A 22,170-nucleotide genomic window follows, 5' to 3' on the forward strand; every position below is an offset into this window, starting at 1 on the left:
TGCAGTTTCACTGATCTGAAGACAGAGCAACGGTGCCCGTGATGAAGTAGCGGATCGGGAAGGAGCCATCATCGCGAGCCCGCATGAACTCGTGGCCGCAGGAGCAACGGCGCCCCTTGGTATCGACGCAGATAGCCGCGACGGTGTTACCGATGCCGCCTTCGAGTGTCAGCTCCGTGAGCGCGCGTGACGCATGGTTCACCCAATCCTCGAATGTGTCGAACTGCCCGAGCCATTCTGGGGTGAAGCCTTCGAGCGGTGTCGGATTGCGCCAGGGGCGCGCGCGTTCTCTGCTCACTGGCCCGATCCTCCCACAGCATGGCGAGCGAGGGCCTCGCGTGCCCGGCGGAGCGAGGGGTCGCCCGCTTCCATCATATGGACTGGATCGCAAGAACCGCCCAGCGCGACGATGCGATCTCGCCCGATCTCCAGCAAGTTGACATACGCCAAGCTGAGTTTTTCTAGCTCTTTCGCCAGATCGTCGCGCTGCTTGAACGCGCGCTCAGCCATGTGCATGAACTTGTCGGCAACGTCGATAGCGTCAGCCATTTTCACGTACCCCCTGTTGCGAAGACAACGGTTATGCGGCTGGCGCGTGGACTTCTGGCATGCCGTGCCCGATGCTCGGTCTGACCTGATCCGGGTGGTCCTTCATCCACTGCTGGACGAACCAGAGCTGACCGCAGCCGCCGCCAATGGTGTCCTGTCCGGCCGGGTCGAACACGCGAACGTCGAAGCCGCGCTGGACCAAGCGGGAAGCGAATGACGTCGCAAGATCGCGCTGGTGCTGGTTCGTGGCCGGCAGTCCTTCCGATCGCTCGCAAACCACGGAGACCGTGGCACAGAAGACGGAGGGGTTGAACAGACGCGCGATCCGGTCGGCATCGGCGTCCGTCTCGTTCCCGTCATGGGCGCAATAGTTGAAGAACGGATTCCGTCCGGTCAGGTCATACCAGCCTTCGCCAGCCACGACGATCTCGCGGAGGCTCATCTTGCCCTTGAACGGGATCAGGGCGTCGCGAGCCTCGTCCGTGCTTTCATGGACCGAGAACTGAAGCCCGATGGTCGGGATGTCCTTGCTGGCCTCGCAAAGCTCGTCCCAGCCCCTTGCGGTGAGCCTGGGCGCCGACGTGCTGATCAGGAGGGCCGCCTTCGGGTATTTGTCGACGACCCCTAGAGCCACGATGGCGGGGATACAGAACTGGTGCCAGAAGAGCACGAAAAGCTGCGAATACAGAACGACAGACCATGCCTTGACCATGGCAGGGTTTTGCGCCGCGACCTGAATAAACGCCGTGTAGGTCTTCGTGATGGAGTCGAGATACTGCGCTTCAACCTGAGAGAATGCCGCAAGTATCGCCTCTTGAAGCTTCTCCTGAAGCTGCTCCTTGCTGATCCTTCCCTGGATATAGTCGTGGAAAATAGACTCTACCGGGCCCGCAAACGCATCCACTAAAGCTTTCAAGCCAGCGCTGCCAAGGAGCGAGGCGAAGAAGCTTCCCATCAGGTGCTCCAGCCATTCTTCTTGGCGATGATATACCAGCACTCGGAGGCTGCCGACGACAAGGCCCCGACTAGGAAGCATGTCACCTGGATCACGTCAGGATCGGTCAAGGTTCACCGACGTCGCCGCTGTGTCGGCTATCGCCAGTCCGTGGTGGCTGCCGTACCTGGAGGCATTCTCCAAAGACACGGCTCTTCTACTGCCACCGGCAGGCCTCGCTTACATCGTCATCAAGAGCCAAACCGAGGCTGCCAACTCAATCGGCATCACGGTGCCGCAGCTCAAATCGCGCATCAAACTCTATAATGAGCGCGGATTGGGCTCCAAGGCTGCTCTGGAGGCCGACGAGATCGTTTTCCCGGACCTGCCGTCCAGTGAGCTTCCTGCGGAAGATCTCATAGAGCAGGCCTGCAAGAGGTTTGAGAGCCATCTGAGCGCACGTGATGCGCGGCGCTGGATGGAGATCAAGGTCAAATCGAACAAGCCTATGGCAGTCTGCTTCATGGGCGACCCGCACGTGGACAACAACGGCTGCAATTGGCCGCTGCTGCGCCGTGATATCGGCATTCTGGAGCGCACCGAGGGCCTCTATGCCGTAAATATCGGCGATCTTACCGATAATTGGGTGGGTCGACTCGTCCGCCTCTACGCCGATCAGGAAATGTCAAAGAAGCAGGCATGGAAGCTTGCCAAGTACATTCTGAAGGACTGCAACATCAAGTGGCTCTGCCACATTCTCGGCAACCATGACGCATGGAATGATGGGCCATATCTGATCAAGGCCAATGCACGGCCGACGGTCCCGGTCGAAGACTGGCAATCACGCTTCCAGATCGCGTTTCCGAACGGTCAACGCGTCCGCTTCCATGCGGCTCACGACTTTCCAGGCTCTTCCATCTGGAACAAGATGCACGGGCCGCAGAAGGCGTCCATGCTGCTTGAGCAAGCCGATATCTTCGCCTGCGGCCACAAGCATGAATGGGCGATCAACCAGAGCGAAAATGCTCAGCGCGGCTTCGTCTATCATCTGATCCGAGCCCGCGGGTACAAGTTCATAGACTCCTATGCTGACCAGCTTGGCTATCCCAGCCAGAAGTTCGGCGCCTCCATCACCGCTGTGATCGACCCGACCCGCGATGATGTTGGCCGCATCAGGTGCTTTGCTGATCTTGAGGAGGCGTCCGAGTTCCTGACGTGGAAGCGGGGGCGAGTGTGACCTATCGAATCCGCGAAGTCGACGCCTCTGACGATGAGGTAGCCGACATCATCCGCGCGTTCAATCGCGAGACCGGAGACTTCCCTGACCTTACTGACGGCGAGCTCGATGGCTTCCACTGCTATTGGTGGCTGGCCTATCTCGGGAAGGAGCCGGTCGGGTTCGCGGGCATGGTGCCGTCGCAGCGCTACAAGAACGCGGGCTATCTGAAGCGGGCCGGTGTTGCGCCTGGGCACCGCGGCAACGGCCTACAGTTGCGGTTCTTCAAGGTTCGCGAGCGCAAGGCTCGGTCAATCGGCTGGGAATTTCTCGTCTCAGAGACCACCGACACCGTCTATTCGGCCAACAACTTCATTCGTGCCGGATATCGGCTCTTTGAGCCGGAATGCCGGTGGGCGTTCAATAATTCGCTCTATTGGAAAAAGCAACTCATCTAACTCTCTACATCATCGGAGACCCACCATGCTTCGCAAGTTCTTTGCGGCGGCACTCTTTGTGCTTGCCTCTTCGCCGGCCTTTGCCGCCAGCAAGATGTACATCTCGGAATACACCAACACCGGCCTTGCGATCGGGCAACTTGTGCAGGTCGCAAGCGAGCCAGCGATTACCGACCAGCCTCCGGTAGACTACAGCGGTGGTGTCGCGTCGTCCGCAGCATTCAACGCATCCACGAACATCGTTCGGGTCCTATGCACATCGACCTGCTCGATCAAGTTTGGCACCAGCCCGACGGCGACGACATCCAACAAGCCGCTCGCCGCTGGTAATCCCGAATATTTTGCAGTCCCGGTCGGACAAGCATTCAAGATCTCGGTCATTTCAAACACTGATTTCTAAGCGGACGGCTGGCTTTCTCAATCTCGTCTATCGTCATGAATGTTTTCCCCTGCTCAATGAGCCTGACTGACGAGTTCGTTCAGCCTGGTCTTCTCGCGCTCGATGTTGGTCCGGAGGTTCTGCCGCTGGTCGGCGCCGATCGCCTTCGCGTAGTTCTCCGTCATCTCCAGCAGGTTGTGGCAGGCGCGGCCGATCGCGGTCTCGGCTCCGTGCGCCATCGCCAGCTTCTTCAGCATGGAGCGGGTCTCGGTGAGGTCGGTCATGTTGATCTCCTTGCTTCGTCCTGCGCGATCCAGTCGCGGATAGGGGTGGAGAAAAGGAACCATTCGCCGTTGACCCGGTATTCGGCGAATTGCTCGTGCAGGCAAGCCAGCATAAGTGCTCGTGGCGCGAAGCGAGCGAAGGCTGTCGCGCCGTAGCCCGCAGGGCGTAGGCGGACTGGATCCGAACGTGGGCCACCTACCGCTTCGCGAGCTACGGCTCGGCAAGCCAGCATAAGTGCTCGTGGCGCGAAGTGAGCGAAGGCTGCCGCGCCGTAGCCCACAGGGCGTAGGCGGACTGGCTCTCAACGTACGCTACCCCATCATCTCCCGCACCATCGGCACCACCTTCCGCCCATAGAGCTCGATGCTCCGCATCAGCTTCTCGTGCGGCAGCGGCCCGGCCGAGTACTTCAGCTGAAACCGCGAGATCCCGAGCGCCTTTGCCGTCTTCGCGATCTTCCGCGCCACCGTTTCCGGCGAGCCGACATAGAGCGAACCATGCTCGGCCTCGCTCACGAACGCCGCAGCGGGTTTGGATTGACGTGCTGCTCTATACCGGCCTGCGCCGCGGCGATGCCGCCGAAGTCGGCCCCGGCCACATCAAGAACGGCCATGTCGAGATACTGACCGAGAAGAGCCAGGAGACGATCCTGGTCGTCTTGCCGATCCTGGACGTGCTGCAAGCAACGCTCGATGTCGGCCCGATCGGGACCGAGACGTGGATCGTCGGCGAGCGCGGCCATTCCTTCACGAAGGAGTCCTTCGGCAACGCCTTCTCCGAGGCCGCCAGCGCAGCCGGCGTGAAGAAGAGCGCCCATGGTGTGCGGAAGATCGCGGCCACCATTGCGGCTGAGAACGGCGCCACGGAAGCCGAGCTGGATGCCATCTTCGGATGGACTGGCGGGCGCATGGCGGCACACTACACGAAGACTGCGAACCGGGCTCGGCTCGCGAAGAAAGCGGCGGAAAAGCTGAAATCTATTCCCGCACCGGAGTTGAAAGTAAGGGCGTCGTCTGATAAAATTCAGACAAATCAACCCACTAGCGAAAGGCTGGTGGGGGAGGCAGGACTCGAACCTGCGAAGCCATGAGGCGGCTGATTTACAGTCAGCTCCCTTTGCCACTCGGGACACTCCCCCGCTCGACGGCAGCACAATCGGGCCGGACCTTGCCGGCGACCGAAGTCGGCCATGGAACGTGAAGGCCGCGACAACCCGGATCGGGGCGCGACCGGGCGCGTTTATGGGCGATGCGGTGGGGCAAAGTCAACCGAGGCGGACAGCTAAAATCGCCCTCGCAGCCACCGAAATTGCCATATTCCGGAACCCATGACAGAAGCGAGCCCATGAAGGATCGAAAATTCGGCCCCAAGGGGGCTCGCGGCGGGGCTAAGCCCTTCAACCGGCCCGGGAAATCGGCCGGCCGCTCGGCGTGGCGCGACCGTGATTCGCAGCTCGACGGACCCGTCATCCTCTATGGCTGGCACACCGTCACCATGGCGCTGGCCAACCCTCGGCGCCGGATCCGCAAGCTGACGCTGACCGAGAACGCCGCAAGGCGCCTTGCGGAGGAGAACATCGAGGCCCGCGTGGCGCCGGAGATCGTGCGGCCCCAGGAGATCGACCGGCTGCTGTCGCCCGATGCCGTGCACCAGGGCCTCTTGGCCGAGGCCGATCCCCTGCCCTCGCCGGATATCGAGACCCTGACGCAGGAAGGCATGGTGCTGGTGCTCGACCAGATCACCGATCCCCACAATGTCGGCGCCATCCTGCGCTCGGCCGCAGCGTTCGCGGTGAAGGCGATCGTCACTACTGCGCGGCACAGTCCGGAAGCGACCGGCGTGCTGGCCAAGGCCGCCTCCGGCGCGCTGGAGCTGGTCCCGATGATCACCGTGCAAAACCTCGCCCGTGCACTCACCGCGCTGAACGATCGCGGCTTCCAGACCGTCGGCCTCGACAGCGAGGGCAGCGAGGATATCAGCGATGTCGTGTTGCGCCAGCCGCTTGCACTCGTGCTCGGCGCCGAAGGCAAGGGCCTCAGGCAATTGACCCGCGAGACCTGCAGCGTCGTAGCCCGGCTCGACATGCCCGGCGAGATCAAGAGCCTCAACGTCTCGAACGCCGCCGTGCTCGCGCTCTACGTCGGCGCGAGCCGGCTGGGGCTGATGAAGCGCTAGCTAGCGCTTTAGCGCCGCGCATATCCGGACGATGCCATACTACGCCTGTTTTGCCCGACGGATCAATCGAAATCTCTGTTTTTCCGAAATTGGGGCTCGAACAACGAGCCAGTGAGCGAGGATCGCTCATGTCGGGCTCATTGCGCTTCAAGTCCTTGATTTCACTGTTCCCGGCTACTGTGCATGGGGTTGTTTTGAAGATAAAGCAAAGCGCCCGTCCGCATCACGCGAACGGGCGCTTCGCAAATCTCGACCCGATCAGAGATCAGTAATGGCGGCGCAGCGCGCGGTGACCGCCGTGATAATGCGGCGCGTTGCGATAGGCGTAGCCGTGGCGATGAGCGTAGCCATAGCGCGGACCGTGGCCGTAGTGCACGCGCGGCAGATAGCCGTAGCGGGGGCCGTAGCCGTAACGATACGGACGGTAGTACGGGCGGCGATAGGGGTAAGCGGCCGGCGGCGCGACCGCGGCGGCACGATAGCCGTAGCCGTAATTGGCGGGCGCAACGACCGCATCCTCACGGTAGGTCGGATACGGCGCGAACGCGCCCGGACCGGTATAGGTCGGGCCCTGGTTCACGTAGTAATACTGCGTGGTCGGCTCGGCGAGACGCTCATAGGCGCCATAACCGTAGCCGTAGCCATACCCATAGCCGCCGCAGCCGGTGTTGCAGCCGGAATAGACCGGCGCAACGGGCGCGCACGTGGTGAAGCCGCAGGCCGCGGCGGGCGCGGTGGCTGCGAACGTCACGGCAGCTGCCGCGACCAGTCCCGAAATCATCTGACGCATTACTCTCTCCTGTTGATTTCCGTTTTTTCGATTTACGTTTTTCAACCCGGCGGCCTGCCGGGCAGCTCTGTGTGCGGCCGCGGCCGAGGCGGCCGTGGACGCTCGTTGATCTCGGGCGCGTAGATCACCGGCGGAGGATCGACGGGCGGGTCCATCTGCACGGGCAGCGGCGCGGACGACGCACCCCAGCTCTCGTGGTAGCTCTCGGCCGGTTTCGGCAGTTTGCGGTTCGCAGGCGGCTCGACCTCGAGCCGGCCATAGCCGGGCCGCAAGCCCAGCGTCGGATAATAATGACCGACGTTATCGGGCTGCCGCTCTGCGATATAGCGTCCGCCATAGATCGTGGGCTGCACCTGCTGGTTCTTGCCCAGGCCCCAGACGCCCTCGACCACGGCGTAGGACGCATCGATGTTGTTGATGATGATCGGCACGCCGGGACGGCCCGGAACGACGATTTCGGATTCGGCAAACACCGTTGCAGGTAGTCCGATGAGAAAGGCGGCGAGCATCACAGCGCGCATGAGAGGATCCCGGTTGTCCGGCGCCACGCTATCTGATCGCAACGCAGAGAGGGTTAAGGCCTGCTCACCAATTTCCGGTAAGCCTAATGCGTAAGGGTTGCGCGCCGCTCAAATGCTGCAAAGCAAGCTAGCGAAGTGTTAACGGCGCGCGCTCCGCCGCCGGAACAGCGCCGCCGCGCTCACATCCGTTTGACTATTTGCTCGCGAAAATCCCACGGTTGCATCGGAACGTCCTGCGCCGTCAGCGTTTAGCTCCCGTCAACAAAATGGGAGCGAACAACCATGAACATCAAGCTTCTCGGGGCCACGGCGATTGCAGCGACCATGCTGGCAGGCTCCGCCATGGCGCAGGCGGTCGTCACCAATCCCGGCCGCTGCTCGGCGCAATTCCCCAACGCCAGCTGCCAGAACCTCGGCCCCGGAAACCCGTACACCGATAGCGGCTATCGGCATCGCCGCGCGTCCTATCGTCAGGCCAATAGCGACTGGAATAACGACTGGAACAGGAGCCGCACCGGCTTCTGGCCGACCGACGTCGCCGCGGGCGTTGCCGGTGCCGCGATCGGCACCGCTGGCGCGATCGCCTCCGCCCCATTCCGCGCCTGGGACAATTCCTACGCCTATGACAATTCGTGGGACCGCGGCTGGAACAATCGTGGATGGGACAACCGCACCTACGCCCAGCGCAACGGCTTCGTCTGTACGCCCGGGACCTGGTTCAAGGGCGAAGACGGCCGCCGGCACATCTGCCAATAGGGCAACGAAAGTGAGCGCGATGAACCAGGCGGCCTTCGGGCCGCCTGTTTCGTGCCTGCATCAATCATCGCGGGTTCTGGCACTTTCCGACCAAGTCTGATATTGCGACGCCCGGGCGGACAACCGGCGCATATGCCGGGCCCCGCTCCGCTTTCAAGCGTCGCCGGCTTAGCTCAGCGGTAGAGCAGCGGTTTTGTAAACCGAAGGTCGGGGGTTCAATCCCCTCAGCCGGCACCATGGATTTTGCCGAGACCGCGTCGTGGCCTGACGCAAGAACCAAATCATCGGTTCTGCGTTATCCTTTTGCCACAGAGCCGTCTCGCGGAGGTCTGGCGATGGACCCGAATGATCGAGCAGCCTTAGCCCTATCCGCTGTCGCCTTGGCCATCGCCATTGTGGTTGCATCGACAGTCACGTTAGAGCGCGTCAATACCCGTACCGCCAGCAACGACGCACCTCCCGGAACGGTAGGACTTGCGAGGCCTCACCCGCCGCTGGACCGTGCTCCCGGTGAACCGATACAGACAACAGGAACGCCGTCTAACGCAAGGCCGCGCCCCTGACCGAACACCGGCCGCGCCGGCACCAGCGCTCGATGCTCCAGCCTCGACCTGAACTCTTGCTGCGCTGCTCTGTTCGAAGTGCTCGACACCCGAGCCGCCGATCTCGACCCAAGCATGTTTCGATCCCTCGAACGCACTCCTTCAGCATACCGGAAATCGATCCTGACGGTTTCGACCGGGTCGAACGTACCGACACCGAAGGGCGCTCCCGTTCGCCGCTGGCAGTCGATGCAATGACATGCCGCGACCAGCCTGGTCGGTCCCCGAAGCGAAAGTGAAACAGCGCCGCAACTGCATCTGGCATCGATCATCCGACATCCTCCAGCCGCCAGAGCCCGAGGCTCTTGTCGCGCCAGCCACCATCACCCTCCTCGCAATGCTCGTTGATCAGCGCGTCCGGCGCGGGCCAGTCGAACGGCGCCTTCTCCATGTTGAGCGCCCGCCAGTCGCCGTCTTCGCAATCGCGGTTGCCGTCCCATTCGGGAAAGGTGGTGACCAGCAGGAAGCACGCCCCGCTCATCCGAAATTGCGCGAGGGCGCGATCGATGTTCGCAAAGCTCAGATGCACCAGGCAGTCGCGGCAGAGAACGATGTCCGCACGCGGCAATGCATCGCGCGTGATGTCGGCGACGAGAAACCGGCCAGGCAAAGCGCCGTCTGCGACACGCCGGCGGTTGGCCTCGATCAGCGACGGCACGATGTCGATGCCGGTGTAATCGACATCGAGCTCGAGCCGGCCAATCCACCCGGCATCGCCGCAGGGCGCATCCAGCAGCGAGCGCACGCGGAGCCGTTGCAGCAGTGCAGGAAGCGCCTCGCGGATCGCGGCGGTCGCGGAATCCTCCGAGCCGAGGCCGGATACCGAAGTGGCCGCGCCCCAAAGATTGGTCCGCTCGATGCGCTCGAACCGTGAGGCGAGATCGAGGCCGGCAAAGTTCTCGCGGTCGGCAAGGAAACGTTCATGGGCGAGCACGGGAGGACGACAGGAGATCATCGGACGAGCCTCAAGCAAGTCATGAGCCAGTGTACAGGCGATGCGTCGCCGCCGAAATCACCTGCCTTGCCCTCAGGCCGGCTTCTGCCACTCCATGACGTGGAAGAAGGGCACGCGGCGATGACGGGCGACCTGCTCGGGACTGCCGCCTGTCGGCTGCGGCTCGACGAACAGACGCAACTGCAGACCGTGATCGAGCAACAGGGTCATGTAGGTGCTGAGCGGACGGTGCCAGTTCTGGATCCGGATGCCGTGCCAGGCGGCCCAGATCGGCCGCTCGTCCATGTAGTGATCGATGGCGAAGCGCATCTCGCCCTCGCTATCGCGTGTCCAGCCGTCCGGCTGGCCGGCGGTGTTGAAGCTCGTCAGGTTGGCGATCAGCAGCGTACCGCCCGGGCGCAGCGCCGCCACCATCCTTGCGATCGCAGTATCGAGATCGGGCATGTCGATCAGGCTGAGATAGCTGACGACCAGATCGAAGCTCGCATCGACCTCCATCGTCTCGGCGCGGCCGAGCCGATAGTCGCCGTCCGGGTCCAGCTCGCGGGCGCGCGCGAGCAACGCCTCGGTCGGATCGATACCGGTGGTGCGGATGCCGGCCCGCTGCATGATGCGGCAGAAGCGCCCTTCCCCGCAGCCGACGTCGAGCGCGTTGCTGAAGCCGCGCCCTTCGATGCGCTCCTTCATCGGCGCGTCCAGCACGAAACGGCGACCATAGTCGCCATCTTGTCCCTGCTCGACGATCCAGGCGGCCGCGGACGCGGCCCAGCCGTCGCTGACGTCCTCGTTCATAGGCAGACCTTCAGGAGTGGATGTTGGCCGCGCGCATCGCAGGCGCCGCTACAGATCATAATTTGGATCCGAGTTCAACATGAGGTAGCGTGCGTGTACGATGCGTCCCACCACGGTCAAAGAGAAAGCTAGGATCGCCGCCGGTGCGGTTGCGGCTGTCGTAATGACGGCCGTGCTGTTCGCGATCGCAATGGGTTTTCTGCTGGCACGATAGGTCGATGAAATGCCGGACCGGAACCAAAGACGTGCGTCGCTCGTTCTTGACCCATGCGGATCAGGGAAGAAAACCGAAACATCATTCTGCTGGTGACAGTGATGCTGTGCTGTGGCGCCGTGGCCGGCACGTTGACGCTGCTCGGGCCGGAGCTGGTGCCGGCCCCTGAAAAGCGCGTCGCCGAGAGAGCCGTGATCGACGTCTCCCGGACATCGCTCCAGGCTCCAGTCCGGGTGGTCGGCGCGCCGTTCGAGCCCAACGTCAATCCCCGCGAGCGGTAGCGCTCACCGCGGCGAGGCCTCCCTGCCCTCCGTGGTCAGGGCGTGGGCACGCACCAATTCTTCCGCGAACGCGATCACCTCCGCCCGCTTGTCGGGCGGCAGCGACAGGAACGCGCGGATGAGCCTCAGCCCCTCCACTTCGTCCGACCGTTCTTCTCCCGCAACCATTCTCTCAATGTCGGGCGATCGGGAAAAATATGCAATCCCTTTCGAACCTCCTTGATTCGATGCGGCCGCTTTGCTGGAATGAGCGCGGCTGAGGTGGATCATGAAATGGATCAAGGAGCGCGACGCACTGATCGCGCAGACGCTGGCCTTCGTCCAATCGGTAACCGGCAGGAAGGATGACGCCCTGCAGCCGGATGCGCCCGCGGTTGGCTCGCCCGTCGCGGTGGAGATCGTCGCCACGGAGGCGGCCGCCGTCGAGGTCGAGCCGCCACAAGTTCCGCTTCCGCCCCGGCCCGCACCTCTCGCGGCGCGGGCAAGCGGCGATTTCCGCACCGAGATGCAGGCTCGCCTTGCCAGTTTCCGGAAGCATCAGGAGCGCTTCGAGCGCGAGCGTGAGGAATACTGTACGGCGACCCTGACCAGATTGCGTGCCGCCATCCGCGACGCCGGTCCCCCGGCCAAAAAATAGCGCCCGGTCAAAGGCCTATAGCCAGGACCAGACCAGCCAGAGATTGGCCGCGCAGGCGCCGAGCAGCGCCAGCGTGAGCGGCAGGAGCATGTGCCCGCAGGATGTCTTCAGGTCGCTCGTCATGGCGGAAAACATCCGCTGATTCCGGGCGACGAGTCCCAGGGATTCTTTTTTCCGGGATTTAGGACTCGTTAAGGACTCAAGGACCAGCGGCGGCCGATCACGGCTCCGTGATCTGGCGGCGGGCCGGAACCCCTGGCCGGGCAAGCTCGTTGACCGGGTTTCTTGGAGCGGGAAGAATGCCCTACGCCCTGTTCTGCAACGATGCCCAGATCAGCAAGGCCTATCCCAGTGAGTCCGACGTCTGGAAGCTTGCGCAGCGAAGCGGTCTCGTCGTGGACGTGGTTGCGGACGACGAGCGGCCGGGACCGCGCCGGGTGCTCGACAACGGCTACGAGATCGCCCCGTGCCAGGCAGCCCAAGGCGAGGACCCCGCCAAGAACAAGGCTGAGGCCGACCAGCAGGCGAGGATGGAGCTTGAGCTGAATTCCTGAGTCCGGCACGAAACCGGAGCGGGGCTCAGGGCGTCGCGGCCGCCAGCGAGGCCTGCTCGCCCGGCATGGCCACGCAGGTCTTGCGGCGATGTAACCCACGGATGGCGCCGGTGACCTTCATGACCTTGCCCGACGGACAGGAAGCATCCTTGACGAAGGCCACCTCATAAGGTGCCAGCATCAGAGGCTCGGATCTGAGGATTGTCTGTGCAGAGCACGGCAGGAGAGAGAAGCATGAGAGCACCACTGCCGACACCAAGATACGCATGTCCGTCGTCCCACCAGCCCGATAAATGTCATATAACGCGTTCCGGAGCGCGAGTTCCGTAGATCGCAAAAATTATTTTTGCTTTACCCCGCCCCCATGACGCGCGTGAGAAGGCGCGCCAGCCATCATTTGCAAGCAAATGACGCGCCAGATGGTTCACGCAAAGCAAACAATCGGCTGACAAACCGGCAAATCAAAGGCCGGCGGAGCCGGCCTTTGTCGGGTCTTCGATCGCCGCTGGCAGTCAGTAGCGGGAGCCTGCCGGACCGCCCCAGCCGAAGCGGTAGTTCACCCCGACCTTGACGGTATGCTCGTCCTCCCGGCCGCGGGCACCGACGATGTCGGCCGGGCCGGACGTAAAGGTGGTGCTGCCGAAATTGTAGTACTGGTACTCGGCCTTGGCCGACCAGCTCGGCGCGAACATGTATTCGAGGCCGGCGCCGACGGTATAGCCGTCCTTGTTGTTGCCGGTGGTGGTGAAGGCCTGCGGCACCCCGGCGATGTTCACGCCAAGGCCGTTATTGCGCCAAGCATAGCCACCCTTGGCGTATAGCAGCGTCGGTCCCCAGGTGTAGCCGATGCGACCGGTCACCGACCCGATCTGGTCGGTGTTGGAGGTCACCTGCGTGCCCAGCGGGAAGGTGGCACCGTTGTTGTTGGTCGGCAGCCAGGAATACTGAGCTTCGATACCCACCACCCAGTTGGGCGCGAACTGGTAGTCGAAGCCGCCCTGCACGCCGCCCATGAAGCGAGCGTCGCTGGATTGGAAGCTGTTGTCGCCTGCAAACGCGCCGCCGACATGGCCGCCGATGTAGAAACCGGTCCAGTTGTAAATGACCTGCGGCGGCGTATAGGCCGGAGCCTTCGTGTAGGTGCGCGGCTGAATGTCCGCGGCGGCGCCCGGCGCGGCCAGCGCAAGCACAGCGGCTGCACCCAGCAAAATCGATTTCATGATCGTCCCCGTTCTTTCATAACGACACTCAGGAAACAACGTGGCGTGAATTGGGTTGCCTCGCGGCGATGCCGGAACGTTGATCGTTCGTCACTGTGACGGGGTGGCAACAACGCGATTTTGTTCCGTCACACCACCCCAGAGCTAACTGTTTTTGTCGCGTTCACAAGGCTTGGCGCAACGATTCGTCTCAAGAGGAAATCACCTCGTTCAAAGCTCGCCGAAATGTGATCCAGCGGCTCCGGCTGCGTCTATCTAACATCAGGCGATGAAGGCGGGCTTTGCGCTACCGCGTCATCTTTTCCAGTTCCGGAAAGGGGGCGTAAACCGCACCGGCGCAGAGATCGCTGGTCCGGTCGACCACGCGGTCCGCCCGGCCGTTGACGAAGATCACGGCCCGTTCGCGCATGGCCTTGTAGCTGCCATCGGTCTCGCGCGGGGTGAAGTGCAGGCAGCTTACATAGAACTGCCGGCCGCCGACCTCGCGCTGCACCGGTTCGGCCATGCTGGCGTCGCGCACGCCGACCGGATTGTTGAGATAGGTCCGCATCAGAGCCAGCGTGTCGCTCCGGAAGTTGTCGGGAAACGGCTGCGGCCCGCCGGCCTGGGTCCCGCCCATCAGCGTTGGACGGTCACCGTCGCTGCCGAAACAGCCCGCAAGCGCCAAGGGCAATGCCACTATCACCGCACATCTCGCCAACCGCCCCACAGGCCCCGCTCTCCGCTCGATCAGATCAGATCAGGAGACGTTCTAGCTCCAAGCCTGCACGAAGGGAATTCGCTTGCCGCGGCGCAAGCAGCGCACCGGCCCGCCGCCGGCACCTCGGGCTTTCGCACGAGACTGGGCGAGCGGACCGGGCCTGAAGTCCGCGCGCGGCGGCGGGGCAATGCCAGGGATGCCGCCGCGCGGGATCAGCCGTCAGTTGCGCTGGTCTGATGCCGCCGGCTTGGTCACGTCCGGCTGCGCTTTCTGCGACTCCTTGGCCGTGACCTGCTTGTGATCATGGCGATCCTTGCGCACGGTCTTGTGCTCGCCGGTGGTGACCGCGGCGTTCGCATTCATCGCCTTCGACTTGGCATCCACCTTGGGATCCACCTTGGCGTCGGTGGCCTTGACGTCCGTAGGCTTGAGATCGGCCTTGACGCCGGCGTCCGGTTTCGCGGCGGTGGTCGACGCCTTGGTCTGGCTCTGGTCCGCCTTGATCACCGAGGCAGTCGTGGCGGACTTTCCGGCCTCGGCAGCGAAGGCCGGGGCTGCGATCACGGATGCTGCGAGCAAGGCTGCGGAGATGGTCTTCAACATGGTGGTCTCCTCTTGGAAGGATCTCGAGGCGGCGCCCTCTCGCCCACCTTTCGATCGTAGGTCGCAGCCTAGGCGGGGCACATTGAACCCAGTCTGAAGTCCCCAGCAGGCTTCCGTTCATCTGGATGACAAGTTTGTCATCAGCGACCGGGCGAATAGATCGTGCGAAGCGGGAATGTTTTTGCGCGATGGGGGTTCTGGTCTTCGGGCAATCGTGTAGGATCGCCACGTTCCATACGGGAGAATTTCGATGCGCAAACTCTCAATGCTTGTTGTGCCAGGCCTCGTCGCCATGACGCTGGCGGCGGCGCCGGTACTGTCGAGCGCCTATGCCGCAGGCAGCGACGAGCCGTCCTCGCCGCCGAAGTCGGATAGCTCGTCCAAAAAGGGCAAGAAGAAGAGCTCTTCCGTCAGCGATCCCAAGTTCCTTGCGGCCTATCGCACCGCCTACACCGCGATCTACGACAATCACGATTACACGGGCGCGATCGGCCAGTTGAAGTCGCTCAAACGCGACGACGTCGCCGACGTCGCCAATCTGATCGGCTACTCCTATCGCAAGCTCGGCGACTACCAGTCGTCGAAGGTCTATTACGAGCTGGCGCTGAAGGACGATCCGAACCACGTCCGCACCTGGCAGTATTACGGCCTCTGGCAGCTCGAACAGGGCAACCGCGAACAGGCGCAGTATCATCTGAACAAGATCGCCTCGCTTGCCGGCACCGACAGCTCGGAGTATCGCTCGCTTGCCGCAGCGCTCGACAAGCCGACCGGCGCGACGCTGGTCTACTGAGACATCGTATCCTTGAACGAAGTCGACGGGCACGACCTTTCGGGTTGTGCCCGTTCCGCTTTCTCGGCTAGCCTCCGCCACCAATCTTCCCTGCAGATTGGTGTGCAATGGACACGTGGCTGCGATCCGCGATCGACTACATCGGCTCCTGGATCGAATTCCAACTGACGACAATCCAGCAGCCCGGCGTCATCGTCGCATTCGCCCATCGCGGTGAGGTCGTCGCCGAGCATGCGTTCGGCCTCGCCAATCTCGATACCGGCGAGAAGCTCACCCCACGCCACCGCTTCCGCATCGCCTCGCACTCCAAGAGCTTCACCTCGGCCGGCATCATGAAGCTGCGGGAGCAGCGCAAGATCCGGCTCGACGATCCCGTGGGCGATTATGTCGGCGGCCTGCATCCGCGCGTCGCCGAGACGACGATCGCGCAAGTGCTGTCGCACAGCGCGGGATTGACGCGCGACGGCACCGATTCCGGCCAGTTCATCGACAGCCGCCCCTATCTCGGCACGAAAGAGTTGCTCGCCGAATTGAAGCTGCCGACCGCAATCGAACCTGGCACCCGCTTCAAATATTCCAATCACGGCTTTGGGCTGATCGGCCTCGTGATCGAGGCCGTGACGAGGGAGTCCTACCCGGTCTGGATCAAGCGCGAGATCATCGAACTTGCGGGCTTGCGCGAAACCGAGCCGAATGCACCGCTTGCCAGGGGCACGCCGTTCGCGTGCGGTCATACGCGCATCGTCCCGCTGGGCGAACGCTGCGTGATCCCCGGCGACAATCCCGCACATGCGATGGCATCCGCCGCAGGCTTCGTCGCCACCGCCGCCGACACCGCCCGCTTCTTCGCGCAGCTCGCACCCAACGCGAAGAAGAGCGTGCTGTCGGTCGCGAGTCGCCACGAGATGACGCGGCACCATTGGCGCATCCCGCAGAGCTTCGAGACCTACTACGGCCTGGGCGTCAATGCCGGCAAGACCGACGGCTGGGACTGGTTCGGCCATGGCGGCGGTTTCCAGGGCTACATCTCCCGAACCTGCTCCATTCCCGCTTGTGAGCTTTCGATCAGCATCCTCAGCAACTCCATCGACGGCGCGGCCCCGTTCTGGATGGATGGCGCAATGCAAATCCTGCGCACCTTCAAGACCCGCGGCGCCCCCGACCGCCGCGTGCGCGACTGGACCGGCCGATGGTGGACGATCTGGGGTGCGACCGATCTGGTCCCCGCGGGCAACCGCGTGCTCGTCGCCAATCCGCAGTTCAGCAATCCCTTCATGGATGCCGCCGAGATCGAGGTCACCGGCCGCGACAACGGCAAGCTCGCCTGGGCGGCCGGCTATTCCAGCCATGGCGAGCCGGTGCGCCGGATCCGTGACAAGCGCGGCAAGATCAGCGACATCTGGATCGCCGGCGCGAACGTGAAGCCGGAGCGCGTCGTGGCGAAGGAAATCGCCCGCCGATATCCGTCGCGCAAACGAAGGCCTACTCCCTGATCAATCGCTCGACCTCGCTACGGAACGCCTGCCGCGATCCGTCGCGCGAGTAGAACATGTGGCCGCCGGGATAGACGACGAACTTCACGCGTTGCGTCACGAAGGCCGGCAGCTGGTCGAGCACCCGCTTCGTTCCGAAATAGGGCGTGGCGAGGTCGAACAGCCCGTGCCCGACCAGGACGTTCAGCTTCGCATCCGTGGCGAGGATCTGGCGCAGCTCGGACACCGATTGCGGCGGGTTGATGCCTCGGCCGAAGTCCCAGTTGCCTTCCACGGCGCCGTTCAGGACTTCGTAGGAGCCGTCGGGCCGCCAGTTGAGCTTGCGCGTCAGCACGTCGACCGCTGCGCTCGTCAGCGGCGCCTGCAGCGAATCGCCGGAGGGATCGCCGAAGCGTGAGCTGCTGGAATCCGGATAGGGATCGAAGCCACGCACTGAGGCGTCGTAGCGCCCCGTCACCTTGCCGTTCTTGCGGTCGAACTCGCGGCGGAATTCGCCGACGTCGAAGCGGCCGGCGAGCCTGCGGCTCACCGCCTGGTCGATGCCGGTGAGTTCGGCGACCTTGTCGGCCAGGCGATTGGTGGCTTCCTTGTCCGCCTCGCCCTTGACGAGGTCGGCCAGGAACTCGCCGCGCGCATAAGCCTCGACGTCGGCGAGGTCTGCGCGCTTGACCGGTCCCTTGGCCTCGCGCGCCACCGCGACATAGCTCGGCAGAGTCGCGACATATTGCAGGAGGCTGGTGCCGGTGAACTCTCGAAAATCCAGCAACGGCGACACCATGATCAGTCCCCTGACGCCGACGCCGTGCTGAAGCTGCAACTGGCGCACCACCTTGGGCCCGCGGATGCCGCCATAGCTTTCGCCAGCGACGTATTTCGGCGAGGTCAGCCGATCGTGTTTCTCCAGCCAGCGGCGGATCACGAGCGCGATCGAATTGGCGTCAGCGTCGACGGAGTAGAAGGATTTTCGCGCGTCCTCGCTGCTGGCGACAAAGCGGCTGTAGCCGGTGCTGACGGGATCGATGAAGACGAGATCGGTGAAGTCGAGCCAGGTCTCCGCGTTCGGCTTCACCTCGGGCGAGGCCGAGGGCGACAATGCTTCGCCATCGAGCGGCAGACGCCAGGGGCCGGCCGCGCCGAACTGAAGCCACGCCGAGGACGCGCCGGGACCGCCATTGAACAGGAACGTCACGGGGCGCGTGGCACGATCGGCACCATCGAGTTCGTAGGACGTGTAGGCGATGTCGGCCAGCGGCTCGCCCTTGCCGTCGAACACGCGGATCGAGCCGGCGGTCGCGGCGAAATTGAGGGTTCGGCCGGGCAGATCGAGCGTCTGCTTCGTGGTCGAATCCGGCGGGAGACGGTGCAACTCGGCCGCCGACGGCGACGCCTGCGACGTGTTCTGCGGACCACCGCCGCGACTACCCTTCTGCCCGGACGGAGCAGCTGTCTCCGGGCGCGGCTTCGGCGGATCGTCGGCGCGCGCAAATCCAGCAAGCGCGAAAGCCGAGATCGCCAGCGCCAGGACCGTTCGACGGAGCACCGGCAAATTCGTGACCATGATCGTTCTCCCTGCCCGGCTGTGACAGCCGGTGAGGACAGAAAGGTTAGCCCGGAATTGCGACGCTTTGGGGAATCCTTGGTCTGGCGGGGGCCTGAACCGGCCGCAGAGGGTCAAATCACCAGGAGCGACAGTCCTCCGTCAGCTTTGGAGGGCGGTCCTCCTCGACAATGCAGGCCCACCTCGTATAGACGAGCCCGGCGGAACTTACTCGAGCCAGCGGCACCTGCCCGGGAAGCCATGACAAAGCCCTCGCGATACGACCGGATCGCCTTCGTCGCCAGCCCGAGCAGCGAGGCGCAGGCCGCCTTCGGCCAGCTCACCAGGGACTATGGCAATTACGACCCGAAGGATGCCGACGTCGTCGTCGCGCTCGGCGGCGACGGGTTGATGCTCCAGACGCTGCACCAGAACATGCACACGGGAAAGCCGATCTACGGCATGCACCGCGGCACCGTCGGCTTCCTGATGAACGAGTACTCGACGCACGATCTGCGGGCGCGGCTCGAAGCCGCGCATGAATCCGAGATCAACCCCCTCCTGATGCGCGCGACCGACATGCATGACCGGGTGCATCTGCACCACGCCATCAACGAGGTCGCCCTGTTCCGGCAGACCTACCAGGCCGCGCGCCTGAGGATCCTGATCGACGAGCGCGAGCGCATGTCCGAGTTGATCGCCGACGGCATCATGGTGGCGACGCCGGCCGGCTCGACCGCCTATAATCTCTCCGCCCAGGGACCGATCCTGCCGATCAACGCCGCGCTGCTGGCACTGACACCGATCAGCGCCTTCCGTCCGCGCCGCTGGCGCGGCGCGCTGCTGCCCAACACGGCCTATGTCGTGATCGAGGTGCTGGAGGGCGAGAAGCGTCCCGTCGCGGCGGTCGCCGACCACGACGAGGTCCGCGACGTCCGCCGCGTCGAGGTGCTCTCCGACAGAACCATCTCGATGCGGATGCTGTTCGACCCCGGCCACAGCCTCGAAGAGCGTATCCTGCGCGAACAGTTCGGCTACTGAACCGCCTGCCCGCCACGCCTCCGCGGGCCGGTCGCAACCCTTCGTTAACTCCCGGCGCGATATGGTTAACGAAGGTTGACCGCTTTGGCCCGGGCGTCATGTTTCGCATCGACTTCAACAAGCTGCGCTTCCTCGTCTGCGACGACAATCCGCACATGCGCCGCATCCTGCGGACGCTGCTGCATTCGTTCGGCGCGCGCGAGGTCTATGAAGCCGAGGACGGCGCCACGGCGCTCGAAATGTACAGCCATTACGTGCCCGACATCGTCATCACCGATTGGGCCATGCCGATCTTCGACGGGCTCGAGCTCGCGCAGATGATCCGGCAGCCCGAATCGAAGGGCAATCCCTACGCACCGATCATCATGCTGACCGGCCATTCCGAGAAGCGCCGCGTCACGGTCGCGCGCGATGCCGGCGTCACCGAATTCCTGGCCAAGCCGATCTCGGCCAAGGGCCTCTATCAGCGCATCCTCAACGTGGTCGCCAATCCCCGCCCCTTCATCAAGACCAAGACCTATTTCGGGCCGGACCGGCGCCGCAACACCAACTCCGCCTATATGGGACCCGAACGCCGCGTCGGCGAAAAGCACGAGGTGCTGCAGCAGCCCTCGCTGCTCGACAAGGCCCGCTCCTCCATCTAGCGCAACGTCTTCAGGCGAGGCAGGTATCATGGCGAAGAACAGCGCAAAGGACATCGAGGTCAAGGCCTTCGCCACGCACCACGTCATCACTCAGCCCAACCCGCTGCGCAAGGTCCTGCGCCGCGTCGAGGAAAAGGACATGGACGATCCGGTCGGCCGCGCCGAACAAGCGCTCGCGAGCCTCTCCGGTGAGTTCAAGGACTGGATGGCGGTCGAGGTCCAGAGACTGTCGACCGCCTGGACTGCCGTGCAGAAGGATGGCTTCACGAAGAAGCTGCGCGACGAGCTGTTCCACGCCGCACACGACATCAAGGGCGATGCGGCGACGTTCGGCTTTGCTTCGGCAGCGGGAATTGCCGAGAGCCTGTGCCGCATCATCGAGCACGCGCCTGATCTGGAAAAGGTGCCGGCCGAGCTGTTCACGCACCACATCAATGCCATTCTCGCCATCGTGCACGAGAACACCAGGCTCGACAGCCTCAGCGTTTCCGCCGAGCTCAGCCGCCGCCTGCGCAAGGTCGCCGACGACTATCTCGCCAACGTCAACCGCGACCGCCCCGAGCATCTCGAGGTCATCCTGGCCCCGAGCATCGCGCCGGTGGAGTAGGCGCTCCGCTCTTTCCTCTCGTCAATTGCGAGCGCGGCCAAGTAAGCCAGACTGCCTCCGCGGCGGGATTCTGGATTGCTTCGCTGCGCTCGCAATGACGGAGCTCGCGGATCCAGTTACGCCGCGATCAGATCGTCATAGAGCGGATCGACCGCATCGTCCGCGACCAGCTCGTCGCAGAACAGTCGTGCCTCTTCACGCGCGGATTCGGTGGCGAAGCGGCGTAGCAGGACCATCAGCGGCTCGGTGGCGCCCCGGTCGGTCTCGCAGTGGGTGAGCACGCGCTCGACCATGCGCCGGCGCAGCCGCGCCGCGCCGTCGTCGCTATCGACGAAGCCTTGCTCGTGGCAGGCATCGAGCGCGACCTGGAACGCCGCAAACGTCGCCTCCGGAAGCCCGGCGCGACGGAGCAGCGCGTACAGGCTGTTGCCGCCGCGATCGTGCAGCAGCGCGGAGACACGCGCCAGCGGCAAATCGGCGAGCTCGGCGAGGGCCGCGTCGAACAAATCGAGATTGCCCGAGAGCAGTGCACGCAGGATCAGCCCCGCGGTCAGCTGGCCGGTGATGCGCAAATGCCTGACCAGGCCTTGCATGTCCTCGCCGCGCGAGCGCGCCGCGATGTTCATGGTGGAGCGATCACGTGCCTCGATCGTGATGCGGTCCGCGCGGTCGGCGCTGAGCCAGTTCCGCGCCACGACGAATTGCGCCAGCGTCTGCGAGAGCTTTGCCACCAGCGCCGCGCGCGTTGAGGAAGGCAGATCCTCCAGCACCAGCATCGCCTCGCGGATCGCGGCGAGATGGCCGTGGCGCTCGACGATGCGGTCCCAGGAGAACGGGGCGAGTTCGGCGTTCGGATTCTCGATCAGCTCAAGTGCGGCAGCTGCGCAGCCGACTTCAGCGATCGCGGCGCACACCGACACCGGCAACGCGATGCGGCGGGCCACCGCGCATTGCACCTCCTCGTTGCCGGTCGCAACGATGTCGACGAGGTCGGCGTCGATCAGCAGCGGGGAATGTTCGAGCACCGGCAGCGCGACGGTCGGCTGATCTGCCGACAGCGCCCGCACGATCGCGGCCGGCGCCTCGGCACTGCGGGCAAAGGCCTCGGCCATCGCCTGCCGCACCAGGGGCGAGGGATCGTCGAGCAGCATCAGAAGCGCGCCTTGGGCGGCGATGCGGTCGTCTGCAGAAAGGTCTGAGATCAGCCAGGCCCGCGCCAGCGCCCGTGTTGCCTCGGCCCGCTCGCCTGCGGGCGCCGTCCTGATCCAGTTAATAAATTGCCGAACAATCATCCTGCTTCCGGCTTACACAAACAAACGAAAAGAGTGACGGCTCGTCACCTGCAACATAAAATAAACCATGACGCTTAACAAAGCGTTCACCATAACTGACTGGTTTTATTGACGTTTTGTTAATGGAACAAGAGCACTACCC

At 63.7% G+C, this 22,170-nt stretch carries 30 protein-coding genes, 2 tRNA genes and 1 pseudogene; 15 read left to right on the top strand and 18 right to left on the bottom strand.

Features of this window, described 5'->3' with window-relative positions:
* Positions 1-7: 7 nt before the first annotated feature.
* Genes H1B27_RS23035 through H1B27_RS23045 form a run of 3 tightly spaced genes read right to left on the bottom strand, consistent with a single transcriptional unit; the run spans position 8 to position 1,504 of the window.
* Positions 8-298 (bottom strand): hypothetical protein, encoded by a 291-nt coding sequence (locus H1B27_RS23035; RefSeq protein ID WP_197967625.1) that lies wholly within the window; start codon positions 296-298, stop codon positions 8-10.
* Positions 295-549 (bottom strand): hypothetical protein, encoded by a 255-nt coding sequence (locus tag H1B27_RS23040; protein WP_197967626.1) that lies wholly within the window; start codon positions 547-549, stop codon positions 295-297. The genes H1B27_RS23035 and H1B27_RS23040 overlap by 4 nt, the downstream gene beginning before the upstream one ends.
* A gap of 31 nt (positions 550-580) precedes the next feature.
* The gene (locus tag H1B27_RS23045; protein ID WP_197967627.1) at positions 581-1,504 is read right to left on the bottom strand and encodes a hypothetical protein; all 924 of its coding nucleotides are present in this window, start codon (positions 1,502-1,504) and stop codon (positions 581-583) included.
* Positions 1,505-1,583: 79 nt separating this feature from the next.
* On the opposite strand from H1B27_RS23045, the gene H1B27_RS23050 reads away from it, so the two are divergent.
* Genes H1B27_RS23050 through H1B27_RS23060 form a run of 3 tightly spaced genes read left to right on the top strand, consistent with a single transcriptional unit; the run spans position 1,584 to position 3,557 of the window.
* The gene (locus tag H1B27_RS23050) at positions 1,584-2,720 is read left to right on the top strand and encodes a metallophosphoesterase family protein (RefSeq protein WP_197967628.1); all 1,137 of its coding nucleotides are present in this window, start codon (positions 1,584-1,586) and stop codon (positions 2,718-2,720) included.
* Positions 2,717-3,157: a GNAT family N-acetyltransferase gene (locus H1B27_RS23055; protein WP_197967629.1), complete on the top strand. Its 441-nt coding sequence runs from the start codon at positions 2,717-2,719 to the stop codon at positions 3,155-3,157. Before H1B27_RS23050 ends, H1B27_RS23055 begins: the two co-directional genes overlap by 4 nt.
* A 25-nt stretch (positions 3,158-3,182) precedes the next feature.
* The gene (locus H1B27_RS23060; RefSeq protein ID WP_197967630.1) at positions 3,183-3,557 is read left to right on the top strand and encodes a hypothetical protein; all 375 of its coding nucleotides are present in this window, start codon (positions 3,183-3,185) and stop codon (positions 3,555-3,557) included.
* Positions 3,558-3,610: 53 nt separating this feature from the next.
* On the opposite strand, the gene H1B27_RS23065 is transcribed toward H1B27_RS23060, so the two are convergent.
* Positions 3,611-3,820, bottom strand: coding sequence for a hypothetical protein (locus tag H1B27_RS23065; protein WP_197967631.1), 210 nt, complete (start codon positions 3,818-3,820; stop codon positions 3,611-3,613).
* Between the two features lie 312 nt (positions 3,821-4,132).
* Positions 4,133-4,339 (bottom strand): annotated as a pseudogene (locus H1B27_RS23070) (LLM class flavin-dependent oxidoreductase); the annotation flags it as partial.
* Between the two features lie 23 nt (positions 4,340-4,362).
* Here H1B27_RS23070 and H1B27_RS23075 point away from each other — a divergent pair.
* Positions 4,363-4,911 (top strand): tyrosine-type recombinase/integrase, encoded by a 549-nt coding sequence (locus tag H1B27_RS23075; RefSeq protein ID WP_311976974.1) that lies wholly within the window; start codon positions 4,363-4,365, stop codon positions 4,909-4,911.
* Here the strand turns inward: H1B27_RS23075 and H1B27_RS23080 are convergent.
* A tRNA-Tyr gene (locus H1B27_RS23080) sits at positions 4,874-4,959 on the bottom strand. The two genes, H1B27_RS23075 and H1B27_RS23080, sit on opposite strands and share 38 nt — an antisense overlap.
* Before the next feature lie 206 nt (positions 4,960-5,165).
* Between H1B27_RS23080 and rlmB the strand changes: the two genes are divergently transcribed.
* Positions 5,166-5,996 carry a 23S rRNA (guanosine(2251)-2'-O)-methyltransferase RlmB gene (gene rlmB / locus H1B27_RS23085; RefSeq protein ID WP_061880594.1) on the top strand — a complete coding sequence of 277 codons (831 nt, stop codon included), beginning with the start codon at positions 5,166-5,168 and terminating at the stop codon, positions 5,994-5,996.
* Positions 5,997-6,261: 265 nt separating this feature from the next.
* Here the strand turns inward: rlmB and H1B27_RS23090 are convergent, their stop codons facing one another.
* Together H1B27_RS23090 and H1B27_RS23095 are read right to left on the bottom strand one after the other, a co-directional pair.
* Positions 6,262-6,786 carry a hypothetical protein gene (locus H1B27_RS23090; RefSeq protein ID WP_061880593.1) on the bottom strand — a complete coding sequence of 175 codons (525 nt, stop codon included), beginning with the start codon at positions 6,784-6,786 and terminating at the stop codon, positions 6,262-6,264.
* A gap of 41 nt (positions 6,787-6,827) precedes the next feature.
* Positions 6,828-7,307, bottom strand: coding sequence for a hypothetical protein (locus H1B27_RS23095; RefSeq protein ID WP_061880592.1), 480 nt, complete (start codon positions 7,305-7,307; stop codon positions 6,828-6,830).
* 282 nt (positions 7,308-7,589) lie between these two features.
* On the opposite strand from H1B27_RS23095, the gene H1B27_RS23100 reads away from it, so the two are divergent.
* Positions 7,590-8,063, top strand: a complete 474-nt coding sequence (locus H1B27_RS23100; protein ID WP_197967633.1) for a hypothetical protein — start codon at positions 7,590-7,592, stop codon at positions 8,061-8,063.
* Positions 8,064-8,225: 162 nt separating this feature from the next.
* A tRNA-Thr gene (locus H1B27_RS23105) sits at positions 8,226-8,300 on the top strand.
* A gap of 247 nt (positions 8,301-8,547) precedes the next feature.
* Here H1B27_RS23105 and H1B27_RS41390 read toward each other — a convergent pair.
* The 3 genes from H1B27_RS41390 to H1B27_RS23115 form a co-directional block, all read right to left on the bottom strand.
* Entirely contained in the window at positions 8,548-8,937 is a 390-nt protein-coding gene (locus H1B27_RS41390; RefSeq protein WP_446479875.1) for a GFA family protein, read from the bottom strand.
* Positions 8,934-9,620, bottom strand: a complete 687-nt coding sequence (locus H1B27_RS23110; RefSeq protein ID WP_197967634.1) for a class I SAM-dependent methyltransferase — start codon at positions 9,618-9,620, stop codon at positions 8,934-8,936. The genes H1B27_RS41390 and H1B27_RS23110 overlap by 4 nt, the downstream gene beginning before the upstream one ends.
* Positions 9,621-9,692: 72 nt before the next feature.
* Entirely contained in the window at positions 9,693-10,412 is a 720-nt protein-coding gene (locus tag H1B27_RS23115; protein WP_197967635.1) for a class I SAM-dependent methyltransferase, read from the bottom strand.
* Between the two features lie 267 nt (positions 10,413-10,679).
* Here H1B27_RS23115 and H1B27_RS23120 point away from each other — a divergent pair, with 267 nt between their 5' ends.
* Positions 10,680-10,907 carry a hypothetical protein gene (locus H1B27_RS23120; protein ID WP_063816673.1) on the top strand — a complete coding sequence of 76 codons (228 nt, stop codon included), beginning with the start codon at positions 10,680-10,682 and terminating at the stop codon, positions 10,905-10,907.
* A gap of 3 nt (positions 10,908-10,910) precedes the next feature.
* Here H1B27_RS23120 and H1B27_RS23125 read toward each other — a convergent pair whose 3' ends face one another.
* Entirely contained in the window at positions 10,911-11,177 is a 267-nt protein-coding gene (locus H1B27_RS23125; RefSeq protein ID WP_156505153.1) for a hypothetical protein, read from the bottom strand.
* Here H1B27_RS23125 and H1B27_RS23130 point away from each other — a divergent pair.
* A complete protein-coding gene (locus H1B27_RS23130; RefSeq protein WP_197967636.1) occupies positions 11,176-11,544 on the top strand; it encodes a hypothetical protein in 369 nt (122 codons plus the stop codon). The genes H1B27_RS23125 and H1B27_RS23130 overlap by 2 nt on opposite strands.
* A gap of 299 nt (positions 11,545-11,843) precedes the next feature.
* Positions 11,844-12,098: a hypothetical protein gene (locus tag H1B27_RS23135; protein ID WP_061880587.1), complete on the top strand. Its 255-nt coding sequence runs from the start codon at positions 11,844-11,846 to the stop codon at positions 12,096-12,098.
* A 25-nt stretch (positions 12,099-12,123) separates the two neighbouring features.
* Here the strand turns inward: H1B27_RS23135 and H1B27_RS41050 are convergent, their stop codons facing one another.
* The 4 genes from H1B27_RS41050 to H1B27_RS23155 all read right to left on the bottom strand — a co-directional run bounded on the left by H1B27_RS41050 (position 12,124) and on the right by H1B27_RS23155 (position 14,621).
* Entirely contained in the window at positions 12,124-12,366 is a 243-nt protein-coding gene (locus tag H1B27_RS41050; protein ID WP_061880586.1) for a DUF6719 family protein, read from the bottom strand.
* A 244-nt stretch (positions 12,367-12,610) separates the two neighbouring features.
* Positions 12,611-13,318, bottom strand: a complete 708-nt coding sequence (locus H1B27_RS23145; protein WP_197967637.1) for an outer membrane protein — start codon at positions 13,316-13,318, stop codon at positions 12,611-12,613.
* Between the two features lie 286 nt (positions 13,319-13,604).
* Entirely contained in the window at positions 13,605-14,000 is a 396-nt protein-coding gene (locus H1B27_RS23150) for a hypothetical protein (RefSeq protein WP_061880600.1), read from the bottom strand.
* A 237-nt stretch (positions 14,001-14,237) separates the two neighbouring features.
* On the bottom strand, positions 14,238-14,621 hold the full coding sequence (locus H1B27_RS23155) for a His-rich protein BRANT (protein WP_197967638.1): 384 nt from the start codon (positions 14,619-14,621) through the stop codon (positions 14,238-14,240).
* A gap of 250 nt (positions 14,622-14,871) precedes the next feature.
* Between H1B27_RS23155 and H1B27_RS23160 the strand changes: the two genes are divergently transcribed.
* Both H1B27_RS23160 and H1B27_RS23165 read left to right on the top strand, forming a co-directional pair.
* The gene (locus H1B27_RS23160) at positions 14,872-15,414 is read left to right on the top strand and encodes a tetratricopeptide repeat protein (protein WP_061880583.1); all 543 of its coding nucleotides are present in this window, start codon (positions 14,872-14,874) and stop codon (positions 15,412-15,414) included.
* Positions 15,415-15,521: 107 nt separating this feature from the next.
* Positions 15,522-16,907: a serine hydrolase domain-containing protein gene (locus tag H1B27_RS23165; protein WP_197967639.1), complete on the top strand. Its 1,386-nt coding sequence runs from the start codon at positions 15,522-15,524 to the stop codon at positions 16,905-16,907.
* On the opposite strand, the gene H1B27_RS23170 is transcribed toward H1B27_RS23165, so the two are convergent.
* Positions 16,897-18,465, bottom strand: a complete 1,569-nt coding sequence (locus H1B27_RS23170) for a S10 family peptidase (RefSeq protein WP_061880581.1) — start codon at positions 18,463-18,465, stop codon at positions 16,897-16,899. The genes H1B27_RS23165 and H1B27_RS23170 overlap by 11 nt on opposite strands.
* 240 nt (positions 18,466-18,705) lie before the next feature.
* On the opposite strand from H1B27_RS23170, the gene H1B27_RS23175 reads away from it, so the two are divergent.
* The 3 genes from H1B27_RS23175 (at position 18,706) to H1B27_RS23185 (ending at position 20,736) form a co-directional block, all read left to right on the top strand.
* A complete protein-coding gene (locus H1B27_RS23175; protein ID WP_061880580.1) occupies positions 18,706-19,485 on the top strand; it encodes an NAD kinase in 780 nt (259 codons plus the stop codon).
* A 98-nt stretch (positions 19,486-19,583) separates the two neighbouring features.
* Entirely contained in the window at positions 19,584-20,129 is a 546-nt protein-coding gene (locus H1B27_RS23180; RefSeq protein WP_008549760.1) for a response regulator, read from the top strand.
* Positions 20,130-20,157: 28 nt separating this feature from the next.
* Positions 20,158-20,736, top strand: a complete 579-nt coding sequence (locus tag H1B27_RS23185; protein WP_061880579.1) for an Hpt domain-containing protein — start codon at positions 20,158-20,160, stop codon at positions 20,734-20,736.
* 116 nt (positions 20,737-20,852) lie between these two features.
* Here H1B27_RS23185 and H1B27_RS23190 read toward each other — a convergent pair whose 3' ends face one another.
* Positions 20,853-22,028, bottom strand: a complete 1,176-nt coding sequence (locus tag H1B27_RS23190) for a DUF2336 domain-containing protein (RefSeq protein ID WP_197967640.1) — start codon at positions 22,026-22,028, stop codon at positions 20,853-20,855.
* Positions 22,029-22,170 lie beyond the last annotated feature (142 nt).

It is taken from the genome of Bradyrhizobium diversitatis (assembly GCF_016031635.1).
Classification (GTDB): Bacteria; Pseudomonadota; Alphaproteobacteria; order Rhizobiales; family Xanthobacteraceae; genus Bradyrhizobium; species Bradyrhizobium diversitatis.

What these genes read in the sequence shown, in the direction of transcription:
- H1B27_RS23040 (WP_197967626.1), bottom strand. Translation starts at nt 549, where the DNA reads ATGGCTGACGCTATCGACGTTGCCGACAAGTTCATGCACATGGCTGAG.
- H1B27_RS23045 (WP_197967627.1), bottom strand. Translation starts at nt 1,504, where the DNA reads ATGGGAAGCTTCTTCGCCTCGCTCCTTGGCAGCGCTGGCTTGAAAGCT.
- H1B27_RS23050 (WP_197967628.1), top strand. Translation starts at nt 1,584, where the DNA reads ATGTCACCTGGATCACGTCAGGATCGGTCAAGGTTCACCGACGTCGCC.
- H1B27_RS23060 (WP_197967630.1), top strand. Translation starts at nt 3,183, where the DNA reads ATGCTTCGCAAGTTCTTTGCGGCGGCACTCTTTGTGCTTGCCTCTTCG.
- H1B27_RS23065 (WP_197967631.1), bottom strand. Translation starts at nt 3,820, where the DNA reads ATGACCGACCTCACCGAGACCCGCTCCATGCTGAAGAAGCTGGCGATG.
- rlmB (WP_061880594.1), top strand. Translation starts at nt 5,166, where the DNA reads ATGAAGGATCGAAAATTCGGCCCCAAGGGGGCTCGCGGCGGGGCTAAG.
- H1B27_RS23090 (WP_061880593.1), bottom strand. Translation starts at nt 6,786, where the DNA reads ATGCGTCAGATGATTTCGGGACTGGTCGCGGCAGCTGCCGTGACGTTC.
- H1B27_RS23095 (WP_061880592.1), bottom strand. Translation starts at nt 7,307, where the DNA reads ATGCGCGCTGTGATGCTCGCCGCCTTTCTCATCGGACTACCTGCAACG.
- H1B27_RS23100 (WP_197967633.1), top strand. Translation starts at nt 7,590, where the DNA reads ATGAACATCAAGCTTCTCGGGGCCACGGCGATTGCAGCGACCATGCTG.
- H1B27_RS41390 (WP_446479875.1), bottom strand. Translation starts at nt 8,937, where the DNA reads ATGATCGATGCCAGATGCAGTTGCGGCGCTGTTTCACTTTCGCTTCGG.
- H1B27_RS23110 (WP_197967634.1), bottom strand. Translation starts at nt 9,620, where the DNA reads ATGATCTCCTGTCGTCCTCCCGTGCTCGCCCATGAACGTTTCCTTGCC.
- H1B27_RS23115 (WP_197967635.1), bottom strand. Translation starts at nt 10,412, where the DNA reads ATGAACGAGGACGTCAGCGACGGCTGGGCCGCGTCCGCGGCCGCCTGG.
- H1B27_RS23120 (WP_063816673.1), top strand. Translation starts at nt 10,680, where the DNA reads ATGCGGATCAGGGAAGAAAACCGAAACATCATTCTGCTGGTGACAGTG.
- H1B27_RS23130 (WP_197967636.1), top strand. Translation starts at nt 11,176, where the DNA reads ATGAAATGGATCAAGGAGCGCGACGCACTGATCGCGCAGACGCTGGCC.
- H1B27_RS23125 (WP_156505153.1), bottom strand. Translation starts at nt 11,177, where the DNA reads ATGATCCACCTCAGCCGCGCTCATTCCAGCAAAGCGGCCGCATCGAAT.
- H1B27_RS23135 (WP_061880587.1), top strand. Translation starts at nt 11,844, where the DNA reads ATGCCCTACGCCCTGTTCTGCAACGATGCCCAGATCAGCAAGGCCTAT.
- H1B27_RS41050 (WP_061880586.1), bottom strand. Translation starts at nt 12,366, where the DNA reads ATGCGTATCTTGGTGTCGGCAGTGGTGCTCTCATGCTTCTCTCTCCTG.
- H1B27_RS23145 (WP_197967637.1), bottom strand. Translation starts at nt 13,318, where the DNA reads ATGAAATCGATTTTGCTGGGTGCAGCCGCTGTGCTTGCGCTGGCCGCG.
- H1B27_RS23155 (WP_197967638.1), bottom strand. Translation starts at nt 14,621, where the DNA reads ATGTTGAAGACCATCTCCGCAGCCTTGCTCGCAGCATCCGTGATCGCA.
- H1B27_RS23160 (WP_061880583.1), top strand. Translation starts at nt 14,872, where the DNA reads ATGCGCAAACTCTCAATGCTTGTTGTGCCAGGCCTCGTCGCCATGACG.
- H1B27_RS23165 (WP_197967639.1), top strand. Translation starts at nt 15,522, where the DNA reads ATGGACACGTGGCTGCGATCCGCGATCGACTACATCGGCTCCTGGATC.
- H1B27_RS23170 (WP_061880581.1), bottom strand. Translation starts at nt 18,465, where the DNA reads ATGGTCACGAATTTGCCGGTGCTCCGTCGAACGGTCCTGGCGCTGGCG.
- H1B27_RS23175 (WP_061880580.1), top strand. Translation starts at nt 18,706, where the DNA reads ATGACAAAGCCCTCGCGATACGACCGGATCGCCTTCGTCGCCAGCCCG.
- H1B27_RS23180 (WP_008549760.1), top strand. Translation starts at nt 19,584, where the DNA reads ATGTTTCGCATCGACTTCAACAAGCTGCGCTTCCTCGTCTGCGACGAC.
- H1B27_RS23185 (WP_061880579.1), top strand. Translation starts at nt 20,158, where the DNA reads ATGGCGAAGAACAGCGCAAAGGACATCGAGGTCAAGGCCTTCGCCACG.
- H1B27_RS23190 (WP_197967640.1), bottom strand. Translation starts at nt 22,028, where the DNA reads ATGATTGTTCGGCAATTTATTAACTGGATCAGGACGGCGCCCGCAGGC.